Source organism: Mesoflavibacter profundi (genome assembly GCF_014764305.1).
In the GTDB taxonomy this organism is placed as follows: Bacteria; Bacteroidota; Bacteroidia; order Flavobacteriales; family Flavobacteriaceae; genus Mesoflavibacter; species Mesoflavibacter profundi.
The window spans coordinates 2978286-3000863 of record NZ_CP061703.1 but is presented as its reverse complement, the minus strand read 5'-3'; the positions used below and the strand labels follow the sequence as shown (position 1 = coordinate 3000863).

The window sequence follows — 22578 nt, the reverse complement described above, 5'->3', positions numbered from 1 at the left end:
AATCATTCAAAATTGTACTTTTGTAGTAGAAATCAATAAATTTTAATTTCCGCGAAAGCGAAAAAAACAATACATATGAGTCAATACGATGTAGCAATAATAGGTTCTGGACCTGGTGGATATGTAGCTGCAATTAGATGTGCGCAATTAGGCATGAAAACTGCTTTAATAGAAAAATACTCAACTTTAGGTGGTACATGTTTAAATGTTGGATGTATTCCTAGTAAGGCATTATTAAGTTCTTCTCACCATTACGAAGAAGCTACAAAACATTTTGAAGAACACGGAATCGAGATTCCTGGAGAAATCAAAGTTAACCTAGAAAAAATGATTGCGCGTAAGCAATCTGTAGTAGACCAAACTACAGGCGGTATTGATTTTTTAATGAAAAAAAATAACATTGATGTTTACCATGGTGTAGGAAGTTTTAAAGACGCAACTCACATCACTATTAAAGGTGAAAAAGAAGAAGAAATTGAAGCTAAACACAGTATTATAGCAACAGGATCTAAACCTTCTAACTTACCATTTATTAACATTGATAAAGAGAGAATAATTACGTCTACTGAAGCTTTAAAACTTAAAGAAGTGCCTAAACACCTTATCATTATTGGTGGTGGCGTTATAGGTTTAGAGCTTGGACAGGTATACAAACGTCTTGGTGCAGAAGTAACAGTTGTAGAGTATATGGATCGTATCCTTCCAACAATGGATGCAGGATTATCTAAAGAGCTTAATAAAGTCTTTAAGAAAGCAAAATGCAACATGATGGTGTCTCACAAAGTACAATCTGTAGAGCGTAACGGTGATGAAGTTGTTGTAAAAGCTGAAAACAAAAAAGGCGAAGTTGTTGAGTTTAAAGGTGATTACTGTTTAGTATCAGTTGGTCGTCGTCCTTACACAGACGGACTTAATGCCGAAGCTGCAGGAGTAAAACTTAATGATAGAGGACAAGTAGAAGTAAACGATCACTTACAAACATCTGCAAGTAACATTTACGCAATTGGAGACGTAATAAAAGGAGCAATGTTAGCACATAAAGCAGAAGAAGAAGGTGTTTTTGTTGCCGAAACTTTAGCTGGACAAAAACCACATATTGACTATAACTTAATACCTGGTGTAGTTTACACTTGGCCTGAAGTTGCAGCAGTAGGAAAAACAGAAGAAGAACTTAAAGAAGCAGGAACCAAATACAAAGTTGGACAATTCCCGTTTAGAGCTTTAGGTCGTGCAAGAGCAAGTGGTGATATAGATGGATTTGTAAAAATCTTAGCAGACGAAACTACAGACGAAGTATTAGGTGTACACATGATTGGTGCACGTTGTGCAGACTTAATTGCAGAAGCAGTAACTGCTATGGAATTTAGAGCATCTGCCGAAGATATTTCGCGTATGTCTCATGCACATCCAACATTTGCAGAAGCTATCAAAGAAGCTGCTTTAGCAGCAACTGAAGATAGAGCTTTACATGTATAGTAAAATGCTAAAAAGATTATTTATATATAATGAAAGCGGGCTTTTTAGCTCGCTTTTTTTAATTTAAAACTTATGAACCATCTTACTTTAACAACACCAGCTTTATTATTCTCTGCAATATCATTAATCATGTTGGCGTATACTAATAGATTTTTAGCTTATGCATCTGTGGTTAGAAACCTAAAAGAAAAGTTTTTACAGCAAAAAGACGATGCGCTTTTACTTCAAATTAATAATTTAAGAAAACGACTTTATCTAACACGATCAATGCAAATATTTGGTATTTCTAGTTTGTTACTTTGTGTGCTAACTATGTTTTTGGTATATATAAACTTGCAAACAATTGCAGTGTGGATTTTTGGCGTTGCGTTAGTATTGTTAATAGTTTCTTTAGGATATTTAATTAAAGAAATTCAAATTTCTGTAGATGCCTTAAATCATCATTTAGATGATATTGAAAGTCACTTATCAGATAAAACAAAGAATTAAAAACGTTCTAGTCGGTTTAAAACCTCTTTTTTATAACTTCTACTTATGGTTAAAGAGGTGTTTTTAAGCGTAATTTCTTCGTTTGTAAAAGATTCAATTTTAGATAAGTTAACTATATAAGACCGATGAATTCTTAAAAAATCTTGCTGAGGTAATTTAGCATCTATCGCACTTATCGTTTCTCTTGTAACTATAATTTTATTTTGAAGATGAATTTTTATGTAATCGCTTAAACTTTCGATGTAGATAATTTCATCAAAATTAATTTTTTGCATTCGCCTTTCAGCTCTAACAAAAATAAAATCGTTAGCTGTAGATTTTAAGGATTTTACTTCTGTTTGTTGCGTATGGACTTCAAAATATCTATTAACTGCTTGCAATAATCTTTCAAAAGAAATAGGTTTTAATAAATAATCTACAGCTTGAAGATTAAATCCTTCTACAGCATAATCACGATAGGCAGTAGTAAATATTATTTTAATGTTTTTATTAATAGATTTTGCAAAAGCAATACCTGAAATTTCGGGCATATTAATATCTAAAAAAATTAAATCTACAGCTTGGTTATTTATATAATTAAATGCTTGGATTGCATTTTTACATTGTGCAACAACGTTTATATTATCAATTTTAGATAAATGAGATGCTATAACGTCTCTAGCTATATTTTCATCGTCTACTATGATACAGGTTATAGGCTTACTCATCTTTTAATGTTGAATTTAAATTAATTTTTAAGCTAACCGTAAATTTTGATTTTAAGTTAGCAATTTGAAGCGTATGCCTGTTAGGATAAAGTAAATTAAGTCGTTTTTTTATGTTTTCTAATCCTATACCAAAGGTTTTATTGTCATGATTTAAACTACTATTACTCAATTTAAAATCTATTAAATTATTAGTCGCAATTATGGATAAATTTATATCTAAAACGCCATTTTGTAGAGTTCCATGTTTAAAACTATTTTCTACAAAAGGAATAAAAAGCATTGGTGCGACAGTTATAGATTTAGATTCAATTTTTTTTGTGAAATCAATGCGTAAAGTATCATTAAATCGCATTTTTTCAAGTGAAATATAATCTTCAATATGATTAATTTCGTCTTCTAAACTTACAGATGGTTTATCGACTTGGTATAGTAAATAATCAAGAAGATTAGACAGTTTTAGTATCATTTCCGGCGTTTCGTCTGCCTTTTTTAAAGCAGAGCCATACATAGTATTTAATGTGTTAAACAAAAAATGTGGATGAATTTGCATTTTTAGATAATTAAGTTCTTGTTCTTTTAGCTTTAACTGTGTTTCTAAAATTTTAGACTCTAAAACTGCTGTTTTTTTATTCGATTTTAGGTTAAGCTGTAATAGTTTAAATGCACTTACCAAGATAACGACTAGATAGACGCTAGAAGTGACTAAAATAATATTTCTAGTAATTGGATTCATTTGATTAAATTCAAAATTTGATAAATAAATCAAACTAAAAAAAATAGAAACCATAATTAAATACAACGAAATAATTAGAGTGTAAACACTATATAATGTAAATAAGACATACCGTTTTGTGATTAAATAATCAGGAATTAATTTATAAATAGATACATAAGTTGTTGCAATTGTTGTTGGCATTAAAAAGACACTAAACATTAAAGTATCTTTAAAATTAGAACTTCCAGCACTAAAAAAATAGGTAAAAAACAGAAGTACAACAGACCAAAATAATAGGTGTTTAAAGGTTTTTAAAATTAATATTTTAGTAATTGTACGTAACTTCAAAGTCTAAATAATATATTTACAATATTACGATTTTAAATGGTCTAGAAATTTTTTTGTAGACCAATAACCAATTTAATAAGGGTTTTAACAATAAGTTAAATCAATATCTAATTTGGTTGTTAGTCGCATTTTATTAAAACTAAACGTATTAAAAAATAAGTTTGTATCACGTTTAATCAAAACATTTACATTATGACTTTACTAACTATTTTTAATCATCATTTTTTAGTTGCTAATCTTTTTCAAGAAGGCGGACCGTTATTCATGTCTTTAATTCTAATTGCCTTTTTAACGTCTTTATTTTTTATTATTAAAGGATTTATAAAATTAAAATCAAATGCAACATCTACTAAAGAAATTAAATTAGCAATAGATTGTAGTTTGCTAGCTTTGGTTTTAGGTTTTCTGGGTTCGGTTTTAGGGCTTATTCAAGCGTTTGATAGTGTAGAGGCAATGGGTAATCCAGATCCATCTATATTTGCAGGCGGATTAAAAATATCTTTGTTAACTGCAACATTTGGATTGTTTTCTTTTGTTGTGACTAGAATAGGAATATTTATTTTAAGACTTGCTAATAAATAAAACAAAAAAGCCAATCTTTACGATTGGCTTTTTTTATTTACGTTTTTTATTACGTTTATTATAGTTTTTATCACCTCGTGTTTTAGGTTTTTTATATTTTTTAGCGATTTCGCGTTTGTAACTTCCACCAAGATTAACCTTTTTATTTTTTTCTTTTTTCTCATGAAAAGCTGGTCCTGGTGCATCTTCGTCACGTCTGCGTTTTGTTGGATTGTAACGCTCTTTTATTACTTCGCGTTCTTCAGGAATTAATTCTTCAGAAATGGAAACAGTTTCTGGTATTTCAACTAAATTAATTTCCATTTGCATTAATTTCTCAATGCGTTCTAATGCGTCTTGTTCTTTTTCTGTAGAAAATACTAAAGCATGACCTTCGCGTTCTGCACGACCAGTTCTACCAATACGATGCATGTAATTTTCTGGATATTCAGGCGTGTCAAAGTTTACAACATGACTAATATTATCAATATCTAAACCACGTGCCATAACATCTGTTGCAACTAAAATTCGGTTAACACCTTCTCTAAATTGCTCAATACTACGTAACCTGTAATTTTGCGTTTTGTTAGAGTGAATGACACATAATTCTTCTTTAAAAAATTCATCTAAATCTTCAAAAAGCCGATCTGCCATACGTTTATTAGATACAAACACTAAGACTTTATTGTACTGTTCTTCGTCTTTTAAAAGTTCGATTAAAAGATTCTTTTTTGTATGATAATTTGGGACGCTGTATTTGGTTTGTTCAATATTTTCTAAAGGCGTACCAGAAACTGCAATCGAAACACGTTCTGGAGCTATAAAAAAGTCGGTAATTAAGTCGTCTACATCTTCCGTCATTGTTGCAGAAAACATGATGTTTTGTCTACGTTCTGGAAGTATATCAAAAATATTGATTAATTGATGTCTAAATCCTAAATCTAGCATCACATCAACTTCATCTATCACTAATTTTTGGATAGATTTAAGCTGTAACGCTCTACTAACCGCTAAATCGTATAATCTTCCAGGTGTTGCAACAATAATATCTAAACCTTGTGCTACAGCTTGTTTTTGGGTATTTATGTTTGTACCACCATAAACACCAAGCACGCGTACATTGATGTATTTGGCTAGTTTTTCTATATCATCAACCACTTGTACTACAAGTTCTCTTGTTGGAACTAAAATTAAAACACGCGGATTATCTTGTTTTGAAAATTTTAAATTTCTTAAGATAGGCAACATGTAAGCATAGGTTTTACCAGTTCCTGTTTGGGCAATTCCTACCACATCTTTACCACTTGCAACAATACTAAAAGCTTCTGCTTGTATTGGCGTAGGCGATGTAAAGCCTAAATCGTCAATTGCATTGTATAATGGAGTGTTTAATTTTAAATCTTGAAAAGTCACAGCTATAATTTAGGCTACAAAACTACTACTTATATTTTGTTTATTCCAAATGCTGGTTATGTATTTGTATGCTGTAGCTTGCTGTAAATGTTTTATTTGCTGCTAATTTTATAATACCTTCTTTTTTAGTAATGTCTTGGTTGGTGTTTTCGTGATCTGCAATGCCTAACCAAGGTTCTATACATACGTAAGGCGCGTTTGGTTTTGCCCAAATCCCTAAATATTTAAAATCAGGAAAGCTAACATTTAAAATTTCTCCGTATTTTTTACTTACTAAAGCTGCTTTTCTAGAGCTTAAATCTTTAAAAATTAAAGCATCTTCATTAAATAAATCTGGTTTTAAATTAATGGTGTTTTTAATATCAAAAACTGGTTTTGTTTGGTCTGTAACAAGACCGTTATCCATATTTAGTAAGTAACTTTTTGCAGTTTCAGGATTTTCAAATTCTAAATGATAATCAGTGTAACTTTCTTCATCATACAAAGGACATTTAAACGCAGGATGACCACCAATTGAAAAATACATATCAGAATCGCCCAGATTTCTAACGGTATGCGTTAAGGTTAATGTGTTTTCTATAAGTGTGTATTTCAACAAAAATTCAAAATCAAACGGAAACCATTCGCTTATCTGTTTGTTTTGTTTCAAGCTAAACGTTAAGCTGTTTTTGGTTTGTTCTATTAGTTTAATCTCATCACTATGTCTAACAAAACCATGCTTTGGCATATGATAGGTTTTTCCGTTAAACACATAACTATCATCTTTCATAGATCCAATAATTGGAAATAAATTTGGTGCGAAACTAGCCCAAACTTTTGGATCTGCATTCCACATGAATTGTCGGTTATTTTTAACTGAAGAAATCTCACAAAGCTCAGCACCTTCAGCTTTCACTTTAATGTTTAATAAGTCGTTTGATAATTGAAACATAATATTGGTTTTAAACTACTGTCAAATTAATCGTTTTTTTCTTAAATCTGCTTAACTTTACACTTCAATTTTTTTATTTGAGAACACATAAAACATATAAAGTTGCTAATGTCCAACAGTTTAAACAACATTTGTTAAACTGGAGCAACCAATTTGAAGATATTATTTGGCTGGACAGTAATAATTATAAACAGCAGTATTCTAATTACGATGCGGTTTTGGCGGTAGATACATTTACTAGTTTACAAACCGATTTTCATCAAGCTTTTGATAAACTAAAAGATTACCAAACCACGACTAACGATTGGATTTTTGGTTATTTATCTTACGATTTAAAAAATGATGTTGAGCCATTAAAATCAGAAAATTTTGACGGATTACGTTTTCCAGATTTATATTTTTTTCAACCTAAAAAACTATTCTTTTTAAAAAGAAATTCGGTTGAATTACACTACTTAAAAATGGTTGATGATGAAATGGATGCTGATTTTGAAACTATTTCAAATTTTGAAATTCTAAAAAACCCTTCATCTAAATCACCAATTAAAATTCATCTACGTATTCATAAAGATGAATATTTTGAAAAGCTAGAAAAAATGCTAGCTCACATACATCGTGGTGATATTTATGAAGCTAATTTTTGTCAAGAATTTTATGCCGAAAATACAACGATAAATCCGTTAGAGATTTATAATAAGTTAAACACTATTTCTACGCCACCATTTGCCACCTTTTTAAAGCAAAATGACAAGTATTTATTAAGTGCTTCACCAGAACGTTACTTAAAAAAAGAAGGAGCAACTATAATTTCTCAACCCATAAAAGGAACCGCAAAACGTGACGAAGATTTTATGATCGATAGTTTGCTTAAACACGATTTGGTTGCCAATCCAAAAGAGCGTAGTGAGAATATTATGATTGTAGATTTGGTGCGTAACGATCTGTCTTTAACTGCTAAAAAAGGAAGCGTAAAAGTAGAAGAATTGTGTAAAGTGTATACGTTTGAGCAAGTCCATCAAATGATATCTACAGTAACATCTCAGGTTAGGGAAGAGGTACATCCTGTAGATGTGATTAAAACCACTTTCCCGATGGGAAGTATGACTGGCGCTCCAAAAATTTCGGCAATGAAAATTATCGAAGATTTAGAAGCTACTAAACGCGGATTATATTCTGGTGCTGTTGGTTATTTTTCGCCAGAAGGTGATTTCGATTTTAATGTAGTGATTAGGAGCATTTTATATAATCAATCTAAAAAGTACGTAAGCTACTCAGTTGGTGGCGCAATAACAGCAAAAAGTGACCCAACACAAGAGTATGAAGAATGCTTGATTAAAGCCAAAGCTATGCGAACGGTTTTGGAGGATCAATAATATTTTAATATTACTTTTACAGTATGCAGAAAGCGTTTATAAATCACATTATCCAAAACCTTCCTTTTTTAAAAGAAAGTAAGCTGCTAATTGCTATTTCTGGCGGCGTAGATTCGGTGGTTTTAGCGCATTTGTGTAAAGAGGCAAAGCTGGATTTTACTTTGGCGCATTGTAATTTCAATTTAAGAGGAAATGAAAGTGACGCTGACGAGAGTTTTGTTTTAGAGCTTGCAGAAGACTTAGATGTTGAAGTATTTATCCAAAATTTTGACACCGAAAGTTTTGCAAAAAACGAAAAACTATCCATACAATTAGCTGCAAGACAACTCCGTTACGATTGGTTTTTTGAACTATCAGAACAATTAGAATTCGATTACATTTTAACAGCGCATCACGCAGATGATAATTTAGAAACGTTTTTAATCAACTTATCACGTGGTACAGGTTTAGAAGGCTTAAAAGGCATACCTGAAGTTAATGAAACTATCGTTAGACCGTTGTTATCATTTTCAAGAGAAGACATTGAAGATTATGCAAAAACAAACCATTTAAAATGGAGAGAAGATAGCAGTAATGCCTCTACAAAATACTTACGCAATAAGTTGCGTCATGATGTGATCCCTGTTTTAAAAGACATAAATCCAGATGTTTTAGCAAACTTTCAAAATACATTGGCGCATTTAAATGATAGTTCAGCTATCGTTGAAGATGCTGTAGATTCCTTTTTAAATAAAGCGATTGTAACTATTGATGACAGCCAAATTTCATATAAAATTTCAGAATTTGAAGCATTAAATAATCCAAAAGCTTATCTATTTGAAATCTTTAAAGATTACGGTTTCTCACAATGGAAAGACATCGAAAATTTACTAACAGCGCAAAGCGGAAAGTTGGTGTTTTCTAAAACGCATCAGCTATTAAAAGATAGAGATTGTTTGATTTTAAGTGAAATTTCTTCAGAAGAAAACAATGAAACAGTTACCATTCTTGAAGATCAAAACGAAATAAAATTACCAAACGGAATTTTATGTATAGAGTCTGTAGAAGAAATAGGCAAAACAGATAAATCCACCATTTATATTGATAAAAAAACGTTAAAGTATCCTTTAACTGTAAGACATTGGGAAAAAGGCGACTATTTTTACCCATTAGGAATGCAAGGAAAAAAGAAACTTAGCAAGTTTTTTAAAGACGAAAAATTATCTTTGCTAGACAAACAAAAAACCTTGCTATTGTGTAGTGATCACCAAGTGGTTTGGGTGATAAATCACAGAGCAGATAATAGGTTTAAACTAACTAAACAAACCCAAGACATTTTAAAAATTAAATATCAAAAATGAAGCATTTATTAGCTTTTTTAATTGTACTGTTTTCAATTCAAACTGTTTTTTCTCAAATAGAACCTGTAAAATGGTCTGCAGAAGTCGAAAAAATTAGTGATACAGAATATAATCTGATTTACAAAGCAGATATAGAAGATCATTGGCATTTATATTCTCAAACTTTACCAGAAGGCGGCGCAATTCCTACAGAGTTTATCTATAACGAAGATGCTTTAAAAAAAGACTTTAAATTAGTTGGTAAAGCTACAGAAAGCGAGAGTATTACTAAGTTTGATAAAGTATTTCAAATGGATTTGACTTATTTTGATAACGCAGCAACATTTACTCAAAAGATAGAATTAAAAGATTCAAATATATCACAAATTGAAGCCGAAATTAGCTTTCAAGCATGTGATGATGCCAGATGTATTTTTGAAAGTGAAATCGTTACATTTAACTTACAAGAAGGAAAAGTAAGTCAAGAGACTTTTGACACACCAAATCTAGATGCTGAAAATTTAGATAAATCAAGACAATTAGATTTAAATATTACAGGTTGGAACAATTACAAACAAGAAGAAGTTAAAGAAAAAACCAACTTTGGTATTTTCATTCTTGGTTTTATTGGTGGTTTAATAGCATTATTAACACCTTGTGTGTTTCCGATGATTCCCTTAACGGTTTCATTCTTCACAAAAAGTGCAGAAAACAGTCAAAAAGGTATTGCAAATGCAATATTATACGGGTTTTTCATCCTTTTAATTTATGTGCTTTTAAGTTTACCATTTCACTTTTTAGACTCCTTAGATCCAGAAATTTTAAATACTATTTCAACCAATGTATGGCTTAATATTATCTTCTTTTTAATCTTAGGCTTTTTTGCGTTTTCATTTTTTGGTTTTTACGAAATCACATTACCAGCGTCTTGGGGAAATAAAATGGACGAAAAATCATCAAGCATAGGTGGTTTTATTGGTATATTTTTTATGGCGTTAACCTTAGCAATTGTTTCGTTTTCTTGTACGGGACCAATTTTAGGTTCATTATTAGCAGGATCATTAACAAGTGATGGTGGCGCAATGCAATTAACAGCTGGTATGTCTGGTTTTGGTTTAGCATTAGCATTACCGTTTACCTTGTTTGCAATGTTCCCAAAATGGTTAAACGCTTTACCAAAATCTGGTGGTTGGCTAAATAGCGTTAAAGTAGTTTTAGGATTTTTAGAACTAGCTATGGCGTTTAAATTTTTATCAAATGCAGATTTAGTATCGCATTGGGGACTTTTAAAACGTGAAATTTTCTTAGCAATATGGGTAATTTTAGGTATTGGGTTGTTCCTTTATTTAATAGGAAAAATCAAATTTCCGCATGATAGTCCATTAAAAAAACTAAGTTTTTTAAGAATTAGTACAGCTGTTTTAGTAATCTCTTTTGTTATTTATATAGCACCAGGAATACTAAAAAATCCAACATGGGACTTAACAGCGTTAAGTGGTTTTCCGCCACCAATGTCTTATAGTATTTATGAGCGCGAATCTGAATGTCCTTTAGGTTTAGATTGTTATAAAGATTTAGACGAGGGTATTGCTGCAGCCAAAGAAGCTAACAAACCAATTATGTTAGACTTTACAGGTTGGGCTTGTGTAAATTGTCGTAAAATGGAAGAACAAGTATGGAGTCAGAGTAAAATCTATAAAATACTTAAAGAAGAGTATATCATTATTTCATTATACGTAGATGATCGTAAAGAACTGCCAAAAGAAGAGCAATTTAAATACGTAAAACCTAACGGAAATTTAAAAAATATTAGAACAATAGGCGATAAATGGGCGACCTTACAAACGCTAAACTTTCAAAATAACTCACAACCATTTTATGTGTTGTTAAATCATAATATGGAATTGTTAAATCACACAACTGCCTACACACCAAACGCAGACGAGTATTTTGAATGGCTCCAAAAAGGCGTTGAAAACTTCAAGAAATAAAAAACTAATCCTGCAAATGCAGGATTTTTTTTAGTTTAATTTTGTGACATAAATAAATAAGAATGAAAACAATCCAAGGTCAAATAGTAGACATACAAAATAGAACAATTTTTAGCGGAAGTATTTTAGTAGAAAACGGTAAGATTAAAGCTGTTAAAAAAGAAGAACATGATGTAAAACACTACATTTTACCTGGTTTTGTAGATGCACATATTCATATAGAAAGCTCCATGTTAGTACCAAGCGAGTTTGCCAAAATAGCCGTAAAACACGGTACGGTTGCAACTGTTAGTGATCCGCATGAAATCGCCAATGTATTAGGCGTAAAAGGTGTCGAGTTTATGATTGAAAATGGTAAGCAAACACCATTTAAATTCAATTTTGGAGCACCAAGTTGTGTACCTGCAACCACTTTTGAATCGGCTGGAGCTGTTATAAATTCTGATGATATAAAAAACTTAATGGCAAATCCAGACATTAAATATTTAGCCGAAATGATGAATTATCCTGGCGTTTTATTTGATGATTCTGAAGTTTTAAAAAAGATAGAATGGGCAAAACATTATAACAAACCTATTGATGGTCATGCACCAGGTTTACGTGGTGACGATTTAACCAAATATATTAGCGCAGGAATAACAACCGATCACGAGTGTTTTACCTACGAAGAAGGCTTAGAAAAATTGCAAAAAGGAATGAAAGTCCTTATTCGTGAAGGTAGCGCCGCGAAAAACTTCGAAGCGCTTATAGATTTACTTCCTGAGTATTATCAAAACATCATGTTTTGTAGTGACGATAAACATCCAGATGATTTATTGTTGCATCATATAAATAAATTATGTGACAGAGCAGTCGCAAAAGGTAACGATGTCTTTAACGTCTTACAAGCAGCATGCATAAATCCTGTAAAGCATTATAATTTAGACGTTGGATTATTAAATGAAGGTGACGCTGCAGATTTTATTATAGTTGAAGATTTAAAATCATTTAAAACATTACAAACCTATATTAATGGCGAATTAGTTTTTGATAACGGTACATCTTTAATGCCTCATATTAGTTTTGAAAATCTTAATAATTTCAACACTGAAAAAAAAGAAACATCCGATTTTCAAGTTGAAAGTCAAGCAAAAAATATAAGAGTAATTGAAGCTTTAGATGGCGAGTTAGTGACTAACCAAATCTTAGCAGAAGCTACAATAGAAAACGGAAATTTAGTTTCTAATACCAAAACAGATATTTTAAAAATGACGGTTGTTAATCGTTATAAAAATGATAAACCTGCAATAGCATTTATTAAAAATTTTGGATTAAAAGAAGGCGCAATCGCAAGTTCTGTTGGTCACGATTCTCACAATATTATTGCTGTTGGCGTAGATGATGAAGCGATTTGTAAAGCAGTAAACTTAATCATTGAAAATAAAGGTGGAATTTGTGCAGTCTCTAAGACAAAACAAGATGTTGTACCATTACCAGTTGCAGGAATTATGAGTGATCAAAATGCCGAAACTATTGGTAAAGCTTATGCCAAATTAGACCAAATGGCAAAAGATTTAGGCGCCACTTTACACGCGCCTTATATGACGTTGTCGTTTATGGCATTGTTAGTTATACCAGCTTTAAAATTAAGTGATAAAGGCTTGTTTGATGGTGGTAAGTTTGAGTTTACAAGTTTAGAAGCCTAATGCCAATCCTAAACACAACATACAAACCCAATCTATTATTCCGTAATGGTCATATTGCTACGATTTATTCTGGATTATGGCGTAGGGTAAAAGGTGTAAACCAAAAACGCGAACGTATTGTTTTACCAGATCAAGATTTTTTAGATTTAGATTGGAGTTTTTCAACTAAAAAAACGAATCAGTTACTAATCGTTTTACACGGTTTAGAAGGTAACGGTAATAGACATTATGTACTTGGATCGGCTAAAATAGCTAACCAAAATAATATGGATGCAGTTTGTGTAAATTTTAGAGGTTGTAGTGGCGAAGTCAACAATAGTTTTCAGTCGTATCACTCTGGTAAAACAGACGATTTAGCTGAAGTTATTAATCACATTACAGCGCATTATCACTACGATACGATCTATTTAAACGGATTTAGTTTAGGCGGAAATGTGATTTTAAAATATTTAGGTGAAACCGAAGATGTGCCAAAACAAATTAAGGCAGCAGTTGCTGTTTCGGTACCAGTGTATTTAAAAGGCTCTTTGCAACGATTGATGGCTTTAGATAATAGATTGTATTCCATTAAATTTTTAAGAGACTTAAAACGAAAACTAAAAGAAAAACAAGTTTTATATCCAGAAAAAATTTCAAATTCCATAATAAAGTCGGTAAAGACATTACAAGATTTTGACAATGCTTATACCTCAAAAGCCCACGGTTTTAAAGATGCTTTAGATTATTATGAGCAATCCAGTAGTCTTCAGTTTTTAAACCAAATTTCAGTACCAACGTTATTGATTAATGCGTTAAACGATTCGTTCTTATCTAAAGAATGTTATCCAATAGAAGAAGCCAAAAACAATCCAAATCTATTTTTAGAACTACCAAAATATGGCGGTCATGTTGGATTTCATCATAAAAACAATATTTATTATAACGAAAAACGAATGATTGAATTTTTATTCGAAAAAAAACTTTCTAGTTAAATAATATTATCTAACTTTAGGCTTTAATTTATTGGTTGTTATGAAGTTAAAGTTGTTTTTTTATATATGTTTTTTATCGATAATCGTATCTTGTAATAGCTTAAAAACAGCGGTTTACGACCAATATTCTTATCAACAAACCATTTCTGTTAAAGTAGAAAGTGAAGCTTTAATAGAAAAAGCAATAGACAGTTTTTCCCATCATGAAGCTGAAGTTAACGACTTAATTTTAGATCTTAAAAAGTTAGTCGAATACGAAAAAAACAAACCTAATAACGAGATTACTTACGCGATGCTAAAATTAATGGCAGATCAAGATAAAAGCTTATTAGCAGGTTTTTTAAAACGTTGGGAAGACGAGCAGCAATTAAGTCAAGTATTTACCAACGAAGCCAAAGCACAAATTATGGAAGCTTTTGATTTAATTATTAAATACGAAGCCAATAAAAACAAAGAAAACAAAACCAATTTGCTTAGTTTTTTAGGTAATTAATATGCATAACCGATGGATTTTGAAGAACTATTAAAACAAATTAAAGACGAACTTTTAAAAGTATTAGGTGAAAGTTACGCAGACTATAAAACCGAATCTAAAAAAGATGTCGAAGCATTTTTAGAAGCTTCTAAAGAAAAACTAGAACGTTGGACCAAGCTTTTAGCCAACACAGAACTAACTGTAAAGGATTATGAATGGTTATTAAAAAGCCAAAAAGATATTTTAGTGCTTAAAGCGTTATATCAAGCAGGTATTACAAAACAACGTTTAGGACACCTAAAAAACAAAATTATAGACACTATTGTTAATGTAGTAGTTGGTGCTATTTTTTAATGTTTAAATGCGTCCGGAAATCCTTCGATAGTAATATTCCAAAGTAACGGAAGGACAAAGTACACAAACAGCGTTAGTAAAATAATAGATACTAAATTCATCACAAATCCTTTTTTTACCATATCTGGAATGCGTAAATAACCAGAACCAAAAACTACTGCATTTGGTGGCGTAGCTACTGGTAACATAAAAGCACAAGATGCCGCAACAGCAGCGCCAACCATTAAAATAAACGGATGAATATCTACTGAAATTGCCATAGGCGCTAACACCGGTAACAGCATAGCTGTAGTTGCTAAATTGGAGGTAATTTCGGTTAAAAAATTAACCGCAGCAATTAGTAATAATAGTAAAATGATAGTGGTCACGCCAGCAAAAGTGGTCATTTGTTCGCCAATCCATTTGGCTAAGCCTGTAGTTTCAAACCCTTTTGATAAAGCCATTCCGCCACCAAACAATAAAATAATTCCCCAAGGAATTTTCACCGCATCATCCCAATTCATTAATTTTGTTCCTTGTTTTTTAGACGGTAACAAAAACAACACGATAGCAAAAGAAATAGCGATAATTGTATCATCTAACGCAGGTAAAATGTTTTTAAATAAAAACGAACGCGTAATCCAGAAAAATGCGGTTAAACCAAAAATAAAAGCGACCAATTTTTCTTCATAACTAATGCTGCCTAAAGCTTTTAATTGAAGGTTAACTTCGGCTTTTCCGTCTGTAAATTCTCGTTTTTCAAATGTAAAAGCGACTTCAGTAAGGTATTTCCAACAGATAAATAATAATATAATTGAAATAGGAAACCCAAACATAAACCATTGTAAAAAGGTGATTTCATAATTATAAATATCTGAAACGACTCCAGCCAACACTAAATTTGGCGGCGTACCAATTAATGTAGCAATACCACCAATTGAAGCACTGTAAGCAATCGCTAACATTAAGGCTTTCCCAAAGGTTAAGTTTTCGTCTTCTGGCGTATTTGGATTATCTTTTAGTTGTAAAATAATAGCTACACCAATTGGAAGCATCATCACAGATGTTGCAGTATTACTAATCCACATAGATAAAAACGCGGTAGCTAGCATAAACCCAAGGATAATTCGTTTTAAATTAAACCCAATTATTTTAATAATATTTAAAGCAATGCGTTTGTGAAGATTCCATTTTTCAATAGCAATCGCAATAATAAATCCACCTAAATATAAAAACACAAATTTATGCCCAAAAGCACTAGTGGTATCACTTAAATTAAGTCCGCCAGACAATGGGAAAAGCGCAATTGGCAATAAGGCAGTTACCGCAATAGGTATCGCTTCTGTAATCCACCAAATAGCAATCCAAACGGTAGATGCAAGTACTGCGCGACCTTCTGTAGATAAACCTTCTGGTTTAAAAAATAATAGTAAGATAAAAAAAACGATAGGTCCTAAAACCAATCCAATTTTTTGAGTGTTTTTCATTTATATCGGATTCAATAAAACGAAAGTACAGATTTTATTATTTATTAATAACCTTAATTTAAAACTATATTTAAAAATGACAATTCATTCAAAATTTATATATTAACACTCTAAACCAACCATTTATGCTCAAAAAAGTTTTTGGAAGTGCTGTTTTTGGTGTTGAAGCAACAACAGTTACAGTAGAAGTTAATGTAGATACAGGAATAGGTTATCATCTTGTTGGATTACCCGACAATGCTATAAAAGAAAGCAATTATCGTATCGCAGCAGCACTTCAAAATAACGGTTATAAAATTCCAGGAAAAAAAATTATAATCAACATGTCGCCAGCAGATTTGCGTAAAGAAGGCTCTGCTTATGATTTAACGTTAGCAATCGGGATTTTAGCAGCATCTAAACAGATTAAAGCCGAAGATTTAGATCGTTATTTAATTATGGGCGAATTATCTTTAGACGGAAATTTACAACCTATAAAAGGTGCGTTGCCTATTGCAATTAAGGCTAGGGAAGAAGGTTACAAAGGATTTATTTTACCTATACAAAATGCAAAAGAAGCAGCAATAGTCAATGATTTAGAGGTTTATGGTGTAGAAAATATTAAAGAAGTAATTAACTTTTTTGATAAAGGTGAAGCATTGCAACAAATTAAAATTGATACCAGAAAAGAATTTGAAAAAAATCTAAATTTTCCAGAGTTTGATTTTGCAGACGTTAAAGGACAAGAAAGTATAAAACGCTGCATGGAAATTGCTGCAGCTGGCGGACATAACATTATTTTAATTGGTCCGCCAGGCGCAGGAAAAACTATGTTAGCCAAGCGTTTACCTAGTATTTTGCCACCAATGACCTTGCATGAAGCTTTAGAAACCACAAAAATACATAGCGTTGTTGGTCGTGTTAAAGACGCAGGATTAATGTCGCAAAGACCATTTAGAAGTCCGCATCACACGATTTCAAATGTCGCTTTAGTTGGTGGCGGAAGTTATCCGCAACCAGGAGAAATTTCGTTAAGTCATAACGGTGTGTTGTTTTTAGACGAGTTGCCAGAATTTAAAAGAGAAGTTTTAGAAGTGATGCGTCAACCTTTGGAGGATAGAGAAGTTACCATTTCGCGAGCAAAATTTACGGTGACTTATCCATCGTCGTTTATGTTGGTAGCAAGTATGAATCCAAGTCCTGGTGGATATTTTAACGATCCTGATGCGCCTGTTACTTCAAGTCCTGCCGAAATGCAACGGTATTTAAGTAAAATTTCTGGTCCGTTGTTGGATAGGATAGATATTCATATTGAAGTAACGCCAGTACCTTTTGAAAAATTATCGGATGATCAAATAGCAGAAAGTTCTGTAGACATTAGAAAGCGCGTGACTTGTGCAAGAGAAATTCAAACACAACGCTTCAAAGATTTTGATAATGTGCATTACAATGCGCAGATGTCTACCAAACAAATACGAAAATATTGTAAGTTGGATGATGCTTCACTTCAGCTTTTAAAAACAGCAATGGAGCGTTTAAATCTTTCGGCTAGAGCTTACGATAGAATTTTGAAAGTAGCTAGAACTATTGCCGATTTAGAGCAAAGCGAAACCGTTTTGGGTAATCATATAAGCGAAGCGATTCAATATAGAAGTTTAGATCGCGATGGTTGGTTAGGATAAAATTTAACATTTAGTTATTTTTTTTATTTTTGATCCAATTATTAATCAATCTAAATATTTTATGGCAACACCAAAGGGAATTATTACTGCTCAACAGGCACAAACTTTAAACGACAACTGGACAACTTTAAGAGCAAAAGCTAACGAAGCTGCTGCAGGACAACCGGATAACAGATCTTCGTGGTATTCTTTACAGGATATGAAAGATTTTTTAGATTATATTCAAGAAAATAATCCTAAAGTTAACGGTGTACGTTTTTACTTAGGCGTAGAAACATCTAAAGAAAATCCTAAGGGAATGACTACTATCTTTATGGTTCCAACACAAGATGATAATGGATCTAATAAAGATATTACCGGAGCAGATGGAATGGATAGAGGTGATCTAGGTGATCCACCACAAGCAAATTATCCACAATAATCAATGGAGTTTTTAGCATATTTCATTAAATCAAATTATGCTATACTTTATAAAAGTGTAGAAATTTTAGCAGCTTTAACTGGAATATTTTTATTAAGAAAATATAAACAGGATCTAGCTGCTAAGCTTTTTATATTTTTTTTAATTTATGTTAATCTTATTGAAACGATTGGTTCTTATCCAAGATTAATTAAAAAAAATGAAGATTTATTTTGGATTAAAGATTTATTAAATAATACAGTTTTTTATAATAATTTTTGGTGGTACTCCTTGACATGGACTATTGGTTCTTCCTTGTTTTATTCGATATACTTTTCTAAAGTGCTTAAATCTAAACGTTTAAAACTAATAGTTAAACGTGTTACAAGTGTGTTGATTTTAATACAGATAGTATTATACATTTTTAAGTTTAATACTTTTATGAGTGATAGTATTACAGAAATTAACTTAATACAGCTTACTCTTATCATGTTTGTAACATCTGTCTATTTTATAGAATTAATAAATAGTGATGCTATTACTACGTTTTACAGATCATTATCTTTTTATATTGCAACTGCAGCATTTGTCTTTATAATAATACAAACGCCACTTGATTTTTATCAAAACTATTATAATTCAAAAGATGACAATTTTGTTATTTTAAATAGAATTGTACGATTATTTTCAATTATGTTTATGTATTTAATGTATACAATTGGTTTAATTGTTTCTAAACCAGAAATTGAAAAGTAAATGTGATTTCATTAATTGAAGAATATTATTTTTTATGCTTTAGATCTGCTGAAGTTTTTGCAGCTCTAGCAGGAATTTTATGTTTTAAGAAATTTAAAAATGATAAAGCTTCTAAATATCTTATTTACTTTTTAATCTACATTAATTGTATTGAAATATTAGCCTCTTACACTGTAATAATAGATGCAAATCCATCATTTTCATCTTTAAAAGAAACTTTAAAAAATACGGTTTTCGAAAAAAATTATTGGTGGTATTTTTTAACGTGGTTTATAGGAGCAAATGTATTCTTTAGTTGTTATTATTATTTAATCGCAGAGAATACAAGTATTAAAAAAGCTATTAAATTGATTTTGTTTTTAACACTAATTTTTCAGTTTATATTTTTCGTTTTATTTATGTCGTCTTCTAATTATGACTACATGATTTATGCAGAAGTTATTGACTTATTTGTTATTGTTTTTCTAATCTCTAGTTATTTTATTCAGTTGTTAAATTTAGAAAATATAATAAGCTTTTATAAGTTATTACCTTTTTATGTTAGTATTGGGACATTAGTCTTTTTTATAGTTACAACTCCATTAACTTTTTTTGAACGTTATTTTACGCTTTCAGATCCAGAATACATAAGCCTTAAGTATTCCATCAAATTTTTTGCAATTATATTTATGTATGTTTTTATAGGTATAGGATTTATAGTCTCTAAACCTAAATTGAGAAATTAAAAGATTTTTTCTTACATTTATCTTCAAGAATAAGCTATTAATCTTTAAATACTTAACCAACATGAAAAACTTATTTAGCCTTATTGTAGGCTTACTTATTGGTGCTTTTATTACCTATTATTTTTTTAGTCCAACAGGTATGACAACGCCGCCACCATTAACAATGCCTTCTGGTATTATTACTCCAACCGAAGCAAAAAAACTAAGCGATAACTGGACAAATCTTCGTCAGCAGTATGTAGATTCGGTTGCTTATGAAGCTGAGGATAATAGATCTTCTTGGTATTCTATAAAAGATATGGAATACTATGTAAATTATGCAAAAGACTCTTTAAATGCTAGCGGTATACGTTTATATTTAGGTGTAGATACATCTGTAGGACCAAAAGGATTGACCACGATTTTTTTAGTACCTACCGAAAATGATAAACGATCTGGTACCCAAAAAGATATCTCTACAGCAAATGGTTTAGATAAAGGTACTAATGGTATTCCACCAGGACAACCTTATCCTAATTAAAAGCTTTGAAGGATTTTATTATAAATAACAATGTTTTAATAACATATGTTATAGAGTTTATAGCTGTTTTAGTTGGTATAATTTTATATAAAAAATATCAACCTACTACAGCTATAGCTTTTATTCATATTTTATTTTTTATTTTTTTTGTAGAGCTTATAGGAAGTTATCCTAATTACTATAGTAAATTAGAGTTTTTAAATCCTTTGTATAACTCTGTATTTAGACAAAATTATTGGTGGTTTACCATTTTTTTTGATGTAATAATTGTTTTTCTATTCTCTAGATTATTTTTAAAAGTATTAAAAATTAGATTCCTTAATAGGATAGTAAATATTTCTTCTGTTATATTTATAGTGTTCTCAACTATATTTTTGTTTATTAATTATGAAAAAATTTTTTTTCAAGTCTTTCCATTCATTCAAATAGTGGGAAGTCTATTAATCATTGTAAGCACAATTAGTTATTTTATTGAATTGATTTTAAGTGATAAAATCCTCACCTTTTATAAAGATTTATATTTTTACGTAGCTGTTGCTTTATTTATGTGGTTGATAATTGTAACTCCTGTTTCATTTTATGATATTTATTCTAAAAATGGAGATTGGAATTTTATTTTACTTAAATGGCAAATTTATTTAATAGCCAATTTTTTAATGTATTCTACATTTGCAATTGGTCTAATAATAGCTAGACCAAAAACTTAATAAGTAATTTAATACTATGCTAAAGTATTTAACTACTCATTTTAATTTTGTTGTTTATTTTTTTGAAGTTTTAGCCATACTAACGGCTATATTTACCTTTAAAAAATTTAAAAACACAAAAACAAAGTTATTTATATATTACTTGTTTTATGTAGGCTTTGTAGAGCTTGGTGCAGCAGCAATTACTTATTTTAAATCAAATATTTTAATAGAATTTTTATTAAAAACAGGTATTAAAGTCATAGGATGGTTTAATATTTTTTGGTTGATTGGAAGTGTTATTTTTATAAGTATTTATTATTTAAACATCCTACAAGTAAGACTGTTTAAATTAATTTTAACTTGGTTAAGTATTAGTTTTACTATAACCTCAATAAGTTATTTACTTTTTAATTTATCAGATTTAAATACAGCACATCCTTATTTATATATATTTTTTGGAGCTGTAGTTATTTTTACATCATGCGTATTGTACTTTTTAGAATTATTGCAATTAGATAATTTAATAAAACTTACAGATCATTTTCCTTTTTATGCTTCTATAGCCTTATTTTTATGGTGGTTAGTAACATCTCCTTTATTTTTTTATGAAATATATAATAACGAATCTGATTGGGATTTTGTTAATTTAAAACGACGTGTATTTTTATTCGCTAATATTTTTATGTATACTTGCTTTGCTATTGGTCTAATTTTATCTAAACCACAACCAAAAAATGGATAATATTTTTCTTCTTTTAACTCAACAACCAGTTACTTCTACAGCTTCAGAGCGTTATTTGCTAATCTATATGATAGGTGTATTAATAGTAATTACCTCTTTAGTAATTTTATTTTTTATTGTTTTTCAAAAACGAAAAAACAAACTATTAATAGATAAGATAAAGCAACAACAAGCTTTTGAAAAAGAATTATCTAATGCTCAAACCGAAATCCAAGAACAAACCTTAAAAAATATTGGTTGGGAATTACACGATAACGTTGGGCAATTGCTAGCAGCAGCAAGCATGCAATTAAATATATTAAAAACTAAATTAGATGGAGAAGCTTTAGATAGTTTTAAAGACGCGTCTAATACAGTAAAAGAAAGTCTTAAAGAAGTAAGAATGCTTTCTAGATCGTTAAATAACGAGGTAGTTTTAAATATTGGTTTTGAACAATCTATCACAAACGAATTGAATAGATTGAAAAAAATGAAATTTGCTTCAGCTGAATTAAACGTAAAAGGTGAAGTTAAGCCTTTTAAAAACAAAAAACACGAGATTATAATTTTTAGAATTCTTCAAGAGTTTTTTTCCAATACAGTTAAATATTCTGAAGCTAAAAATCTAAGCGTTATTTTAGATTATCAAAACGATCAACTGCTAATCACAGCTAAAGATGACGGTAAAGGATTTGATATGTCTACCATAAATAAAGGTGCAGGATTATTAAATATGCAAAGTAGAGCCGAATTAATTAAAATGGATTACGAGCTTTTATCTCAACCAGGTAATGGTGTAACTTTAAAAATGATTTATTACTTCAACGATTAG

General features: G+C 30.5%; 23 protein-coding genes. 18 read left to right on the top strand and 5 right to left on the bottom strand.

Translation table 11 applies throughout. The features are described from left to right. Positions 1–75: 75 nt before the first annotated feature. Positions 76–1476: a dihydrolipoyl dehydrogenase gene (gene lpdA / locus IFB02_RS13490; RefSeq protein WP_106688893.1), complete on the top strand. Its 1401-nt coding sequence runs from the start codon at positions 76–78 to the stop codon at positions 1474–1476. Positions 1477–1548: 72 nt separating this feature from the next. Continuing rightward, positions 1549–1965, top strand: coding sequence for a DUF2721 domain-containing protein (locus IFB02_RS13485; RefSeq protein WP_106688892.1), 417 nt, complete (start codon positions 1549–1551; stop codon positions 1963–1965). Here IFB02_RS13485 and IFB02_RS13480 read toward each other — a convergent pair. Together IFB02_RS13480 and IFB02_RS13475 are read right to left on the bottom strand one after the other, a co-directional pair. Next, positions 1962–2672: a LytR/AlgR family response regulator transcription factor gene (locus IFB02_RS13480; protein WP_106688891.1), complete on the bottom strand. Its 711-nt coding sequence runs from the start codon at positions 2670–2672 to the stop codon at positions 1962–1964. The genes IFB02_RS13485 and IFB02_RS13480 overlap by 4 nt on opposite strands. Continuing rightward, a complete protein-coding gene (locus IFB02_RS13475) occupies positions 2665–3735 on the bottom strand; it encodes a sensor histidine kinase (protein WP_223878849.1) in 1071 nt (356 codons plus the stop codon). The genes IFB02_RS13480 and IFB02_RS13475 overlap by 8 nt, the downstream gene beginning before the upstream one ends. A 192-nt stretch (positions 3736–3927) precedes the next feature. On the opposite strand from IFB02_RS13475, the gene IFB02_RS13470 reads away from it, so the two are divergent. After that, positions 3928–4317 carry a MotA/TolQ/ExbB proton channel family protein gene (locus IFB02_RS13470; RefSeq protein WP_106688890.1) on the top strand — a complete coding sequence of 130 codons (390 nt, stop codon included), beginning with the start codon at positions 3928–3930 and terminating at the stop codon, positions 4315–4317. 33 nt (positions 4318–4350) lie between these two features. Here the strand turns inward: IFB02_RS13470 and IFB02_RS13465 are convergent, their stop codons facing one another. Next, the gene (locus IFB02_RS13465) at positions 4351–5709 is read right to left on the bottom strand and encodes a DEAD/DEAH box helicase (protein WP_106688889.1); all 1359 of its coding nucleotides are present in this window, start codon (positions 5707–5709) and stop codon (positions 4351–4353) included. 40 nt (positions 5710–5749) lie between these two features. After that, the gene (locus tag IFB02_RS13460; RefSeq protein WP_106688888.1) at positions 5750–6640 is read right to left on the bottom strand and encodes an aldose 1-epimerase family protein; all 891 of its coding nucleotides are present in this window, start codon (positions 6638–6640) and stop codon (positions 5750–5752) included. Between the two features lie 77 nt (positions 6641–6717). Between IFB02_RS13460 and pabB the strand changes: the two genes are divergently transcribed. The 7 genes from pabB to IFB02_RS13425 all read left to right on the top strand — a co-directional run bounded on the left by pabB (position 6718) and on the right by IFB02_RS13425 (position 14808). Next, the gene (gene pabB / locus IFB02_RS13455; RefSeq protein WP_106688887.1) at positions 6718–8013 is read left to right on the top strand and encodes an aminodeoxychorismate synthase component I; all 1296 of its coding nucleotides are present in this window, start codon (positions 6718–6720) and stop codon (positions 8011–8013) included. A 23-nt stretch (positions 8014–8036) separates the two neighbouring features. Further along, a complete protein-coding gene (tilS, locus tag IFB02_RS13450; RefSeq protein ID WP_106688886.1) occupies positions 8037–9353 on the top strand; it encodes a tRNA lysidine(34) synthetase TilS in 1317 nt (438 codons plus the stop codon). After that, complete coding sequence (locus IFB02_RS13445; protein WP_106688885.1) at positions 9350–11323, top strand: protein-disulfide reductase DsbD family protein; 1974 nt, start codon at positions 9350–9352, stop codon at positions 11321–11323. Before tilS ends, IFB02_RS13445 begins: the two co-directional genes overlap by 4 nt. A gap of 62 nt (positions 11324–11385) precedes the next feature. Next, a complete protein-coding gene (ade, locus tag IFB02_RS13440) occupies positions 11386–13008 on the top strand; it encodes an adenine deaminase (RefSeq protein WP_106688884.1) in 1623 nt (540 codons plus the stop codon). Beyond that, on the top strand, positions 13008–13979 hold the full coding sequence (locus tag IFB02_RS13435; RefSeq protein WP_106688883.1) for a YheT family hydrolase: 972 nt from the start codon (positions 13008–13010) through the stop codon (positions 13977–13979). The genes ade and IFB02_RS13435 overlap by 1 nt, the downstream gene beginning before the upstream one ends. Positions 13980–14019: 40 nt before the next feature. Next, entirely contained in the window at positions 14020–14472 is a 453-nt protein-coding gene (locus IFB02_RS13430; protein ID WP_191072865.1) for a hypothetical protein, read from the top strand. A gap of 12 nt (positions 14473–14484) precedes the next feature. Continuing rightward, positions 14485–14808: a hypothetical protein gene (locus IFB02_RS13425; RefSeq protein ID WP_106688881.1), complete on the top strand. Its 324-nt coding sequence runs from the start codon at positions 14485–14487 to the stop codon at positions 14806–14808. Here the strand turns inward: IFB02_RS13425 and IFB02_RS13420 are convergent. Beyond that, on the bottom strand, positions 14805–16274 hold the full coding sequence (locus IFB02_RS13420; RefSeq protein WP_106688880.1) for an SLC13 family permease: 1470 nt from the start codon (positions 16272–16274) through the stop codon (positions 14805–14807). The two genes, IFB02_RS13425 and IFB02_RS13420, sit on opposite strands and share 4 nt — an antisense overlap. 125 nt (positions 16275–16399) lie before the next feature. Here IFB02_RS13420 and IFB02_RS13415 point away from each other — a divergent pair, with 125 nt between their 5' ends. The 8 genes from IFB02_RS13415 to IFB02_RS13380 all read left to right on the top strand — a co-directional run bounded on the left by IFB02_RS13415 (position 16400) and on the right by IFB02_RS13380 (position 22578). Next, complete coding sequence (locus IFB02_RS13415) at positions 16400–17935, top strand: YifB family Mg chelatase-like AAA ATPase (protein WP_106688879.1); 1536 nt, start codon at positions 16400–16402, stop codon at positions 17933–17935. A gap of 61 nt (positions 17936–17996) precedes the next feature. Further along, on the top strand, positions 17997–18356 hold the full coding sequence (locus tag IFB02_RS13410; protein WP_106688878.1) for a hypothetical protein: 360 nt from the start codon (positions 17997–17999) through the stop codon (positions 18354–18356). Between the two features lie 3 nt (positions 18357–18359). Further along, complete coding sequence (locus IFB02_RS13405; protein ID WP_106688877.1) at positions 18360–19091, top strand: hypothetical protein; 732 nt, start codon at positions 18360–18362, stop codon at positions 19089–19091. Positions 19092–19093: 2 nt separating this feature from the next. After that, a complete protein-coding gene (locus IFB02_RS13400; protein ID WP_106688876.1) occupies positions 19094–19816 on the top strand; it encodes a hypothetical protein in 723 nt (240 codons plus the stop codon). Between the two features lie 61 nt (positions 19817–19877). After that, positions 19878–20336: a hypothetical protein gene (locus IFB02_RS13395; protein ID WP_106688875.1), complete on the top strand. Its 459-nt coding sequence runs from the start codon at positions 19878–19880 to the stop codon at positions 20334–20336. A 428-nt stretch (positions 20337–20764) separates the two neighbouring features. Continuing rightward, the gene (locus IFB02_RS13390) at positions 20765–21043 is read left to right on the top strand and encodes a hypothetical protein (RefSeq protein ID WP_165569202.1); all 279 of its coding nucleotides are present in this window, start codon (positions 20765–20767) and stop codon (positions 21041–21043) included. A 16-nt stretch (positions 21044–21059) separates the two neighbouring features. Next, positions 21060–21767: a hypothetical protein gene (locus IFB02_RS13385; protein ID WP_106688873.1), complete on the top strand. Its 708-nt coding sequence runs from the start codon at positions 21060–21062 to the stop codon at positions 21765–21767. Then, complete coding sequence (locus tag IFB02_RS13380) at positions 21760–22578, top strand: sensor histidine kinase (protein WP_106688872.1); 819 nt, start codon at positions 21760–21762, stop codon at positions 22576–22578. The genes IFB02_RS13385 and IFB02_RS13380 overlap by 8 nt, the downstream gene beginning before the upstream one ends.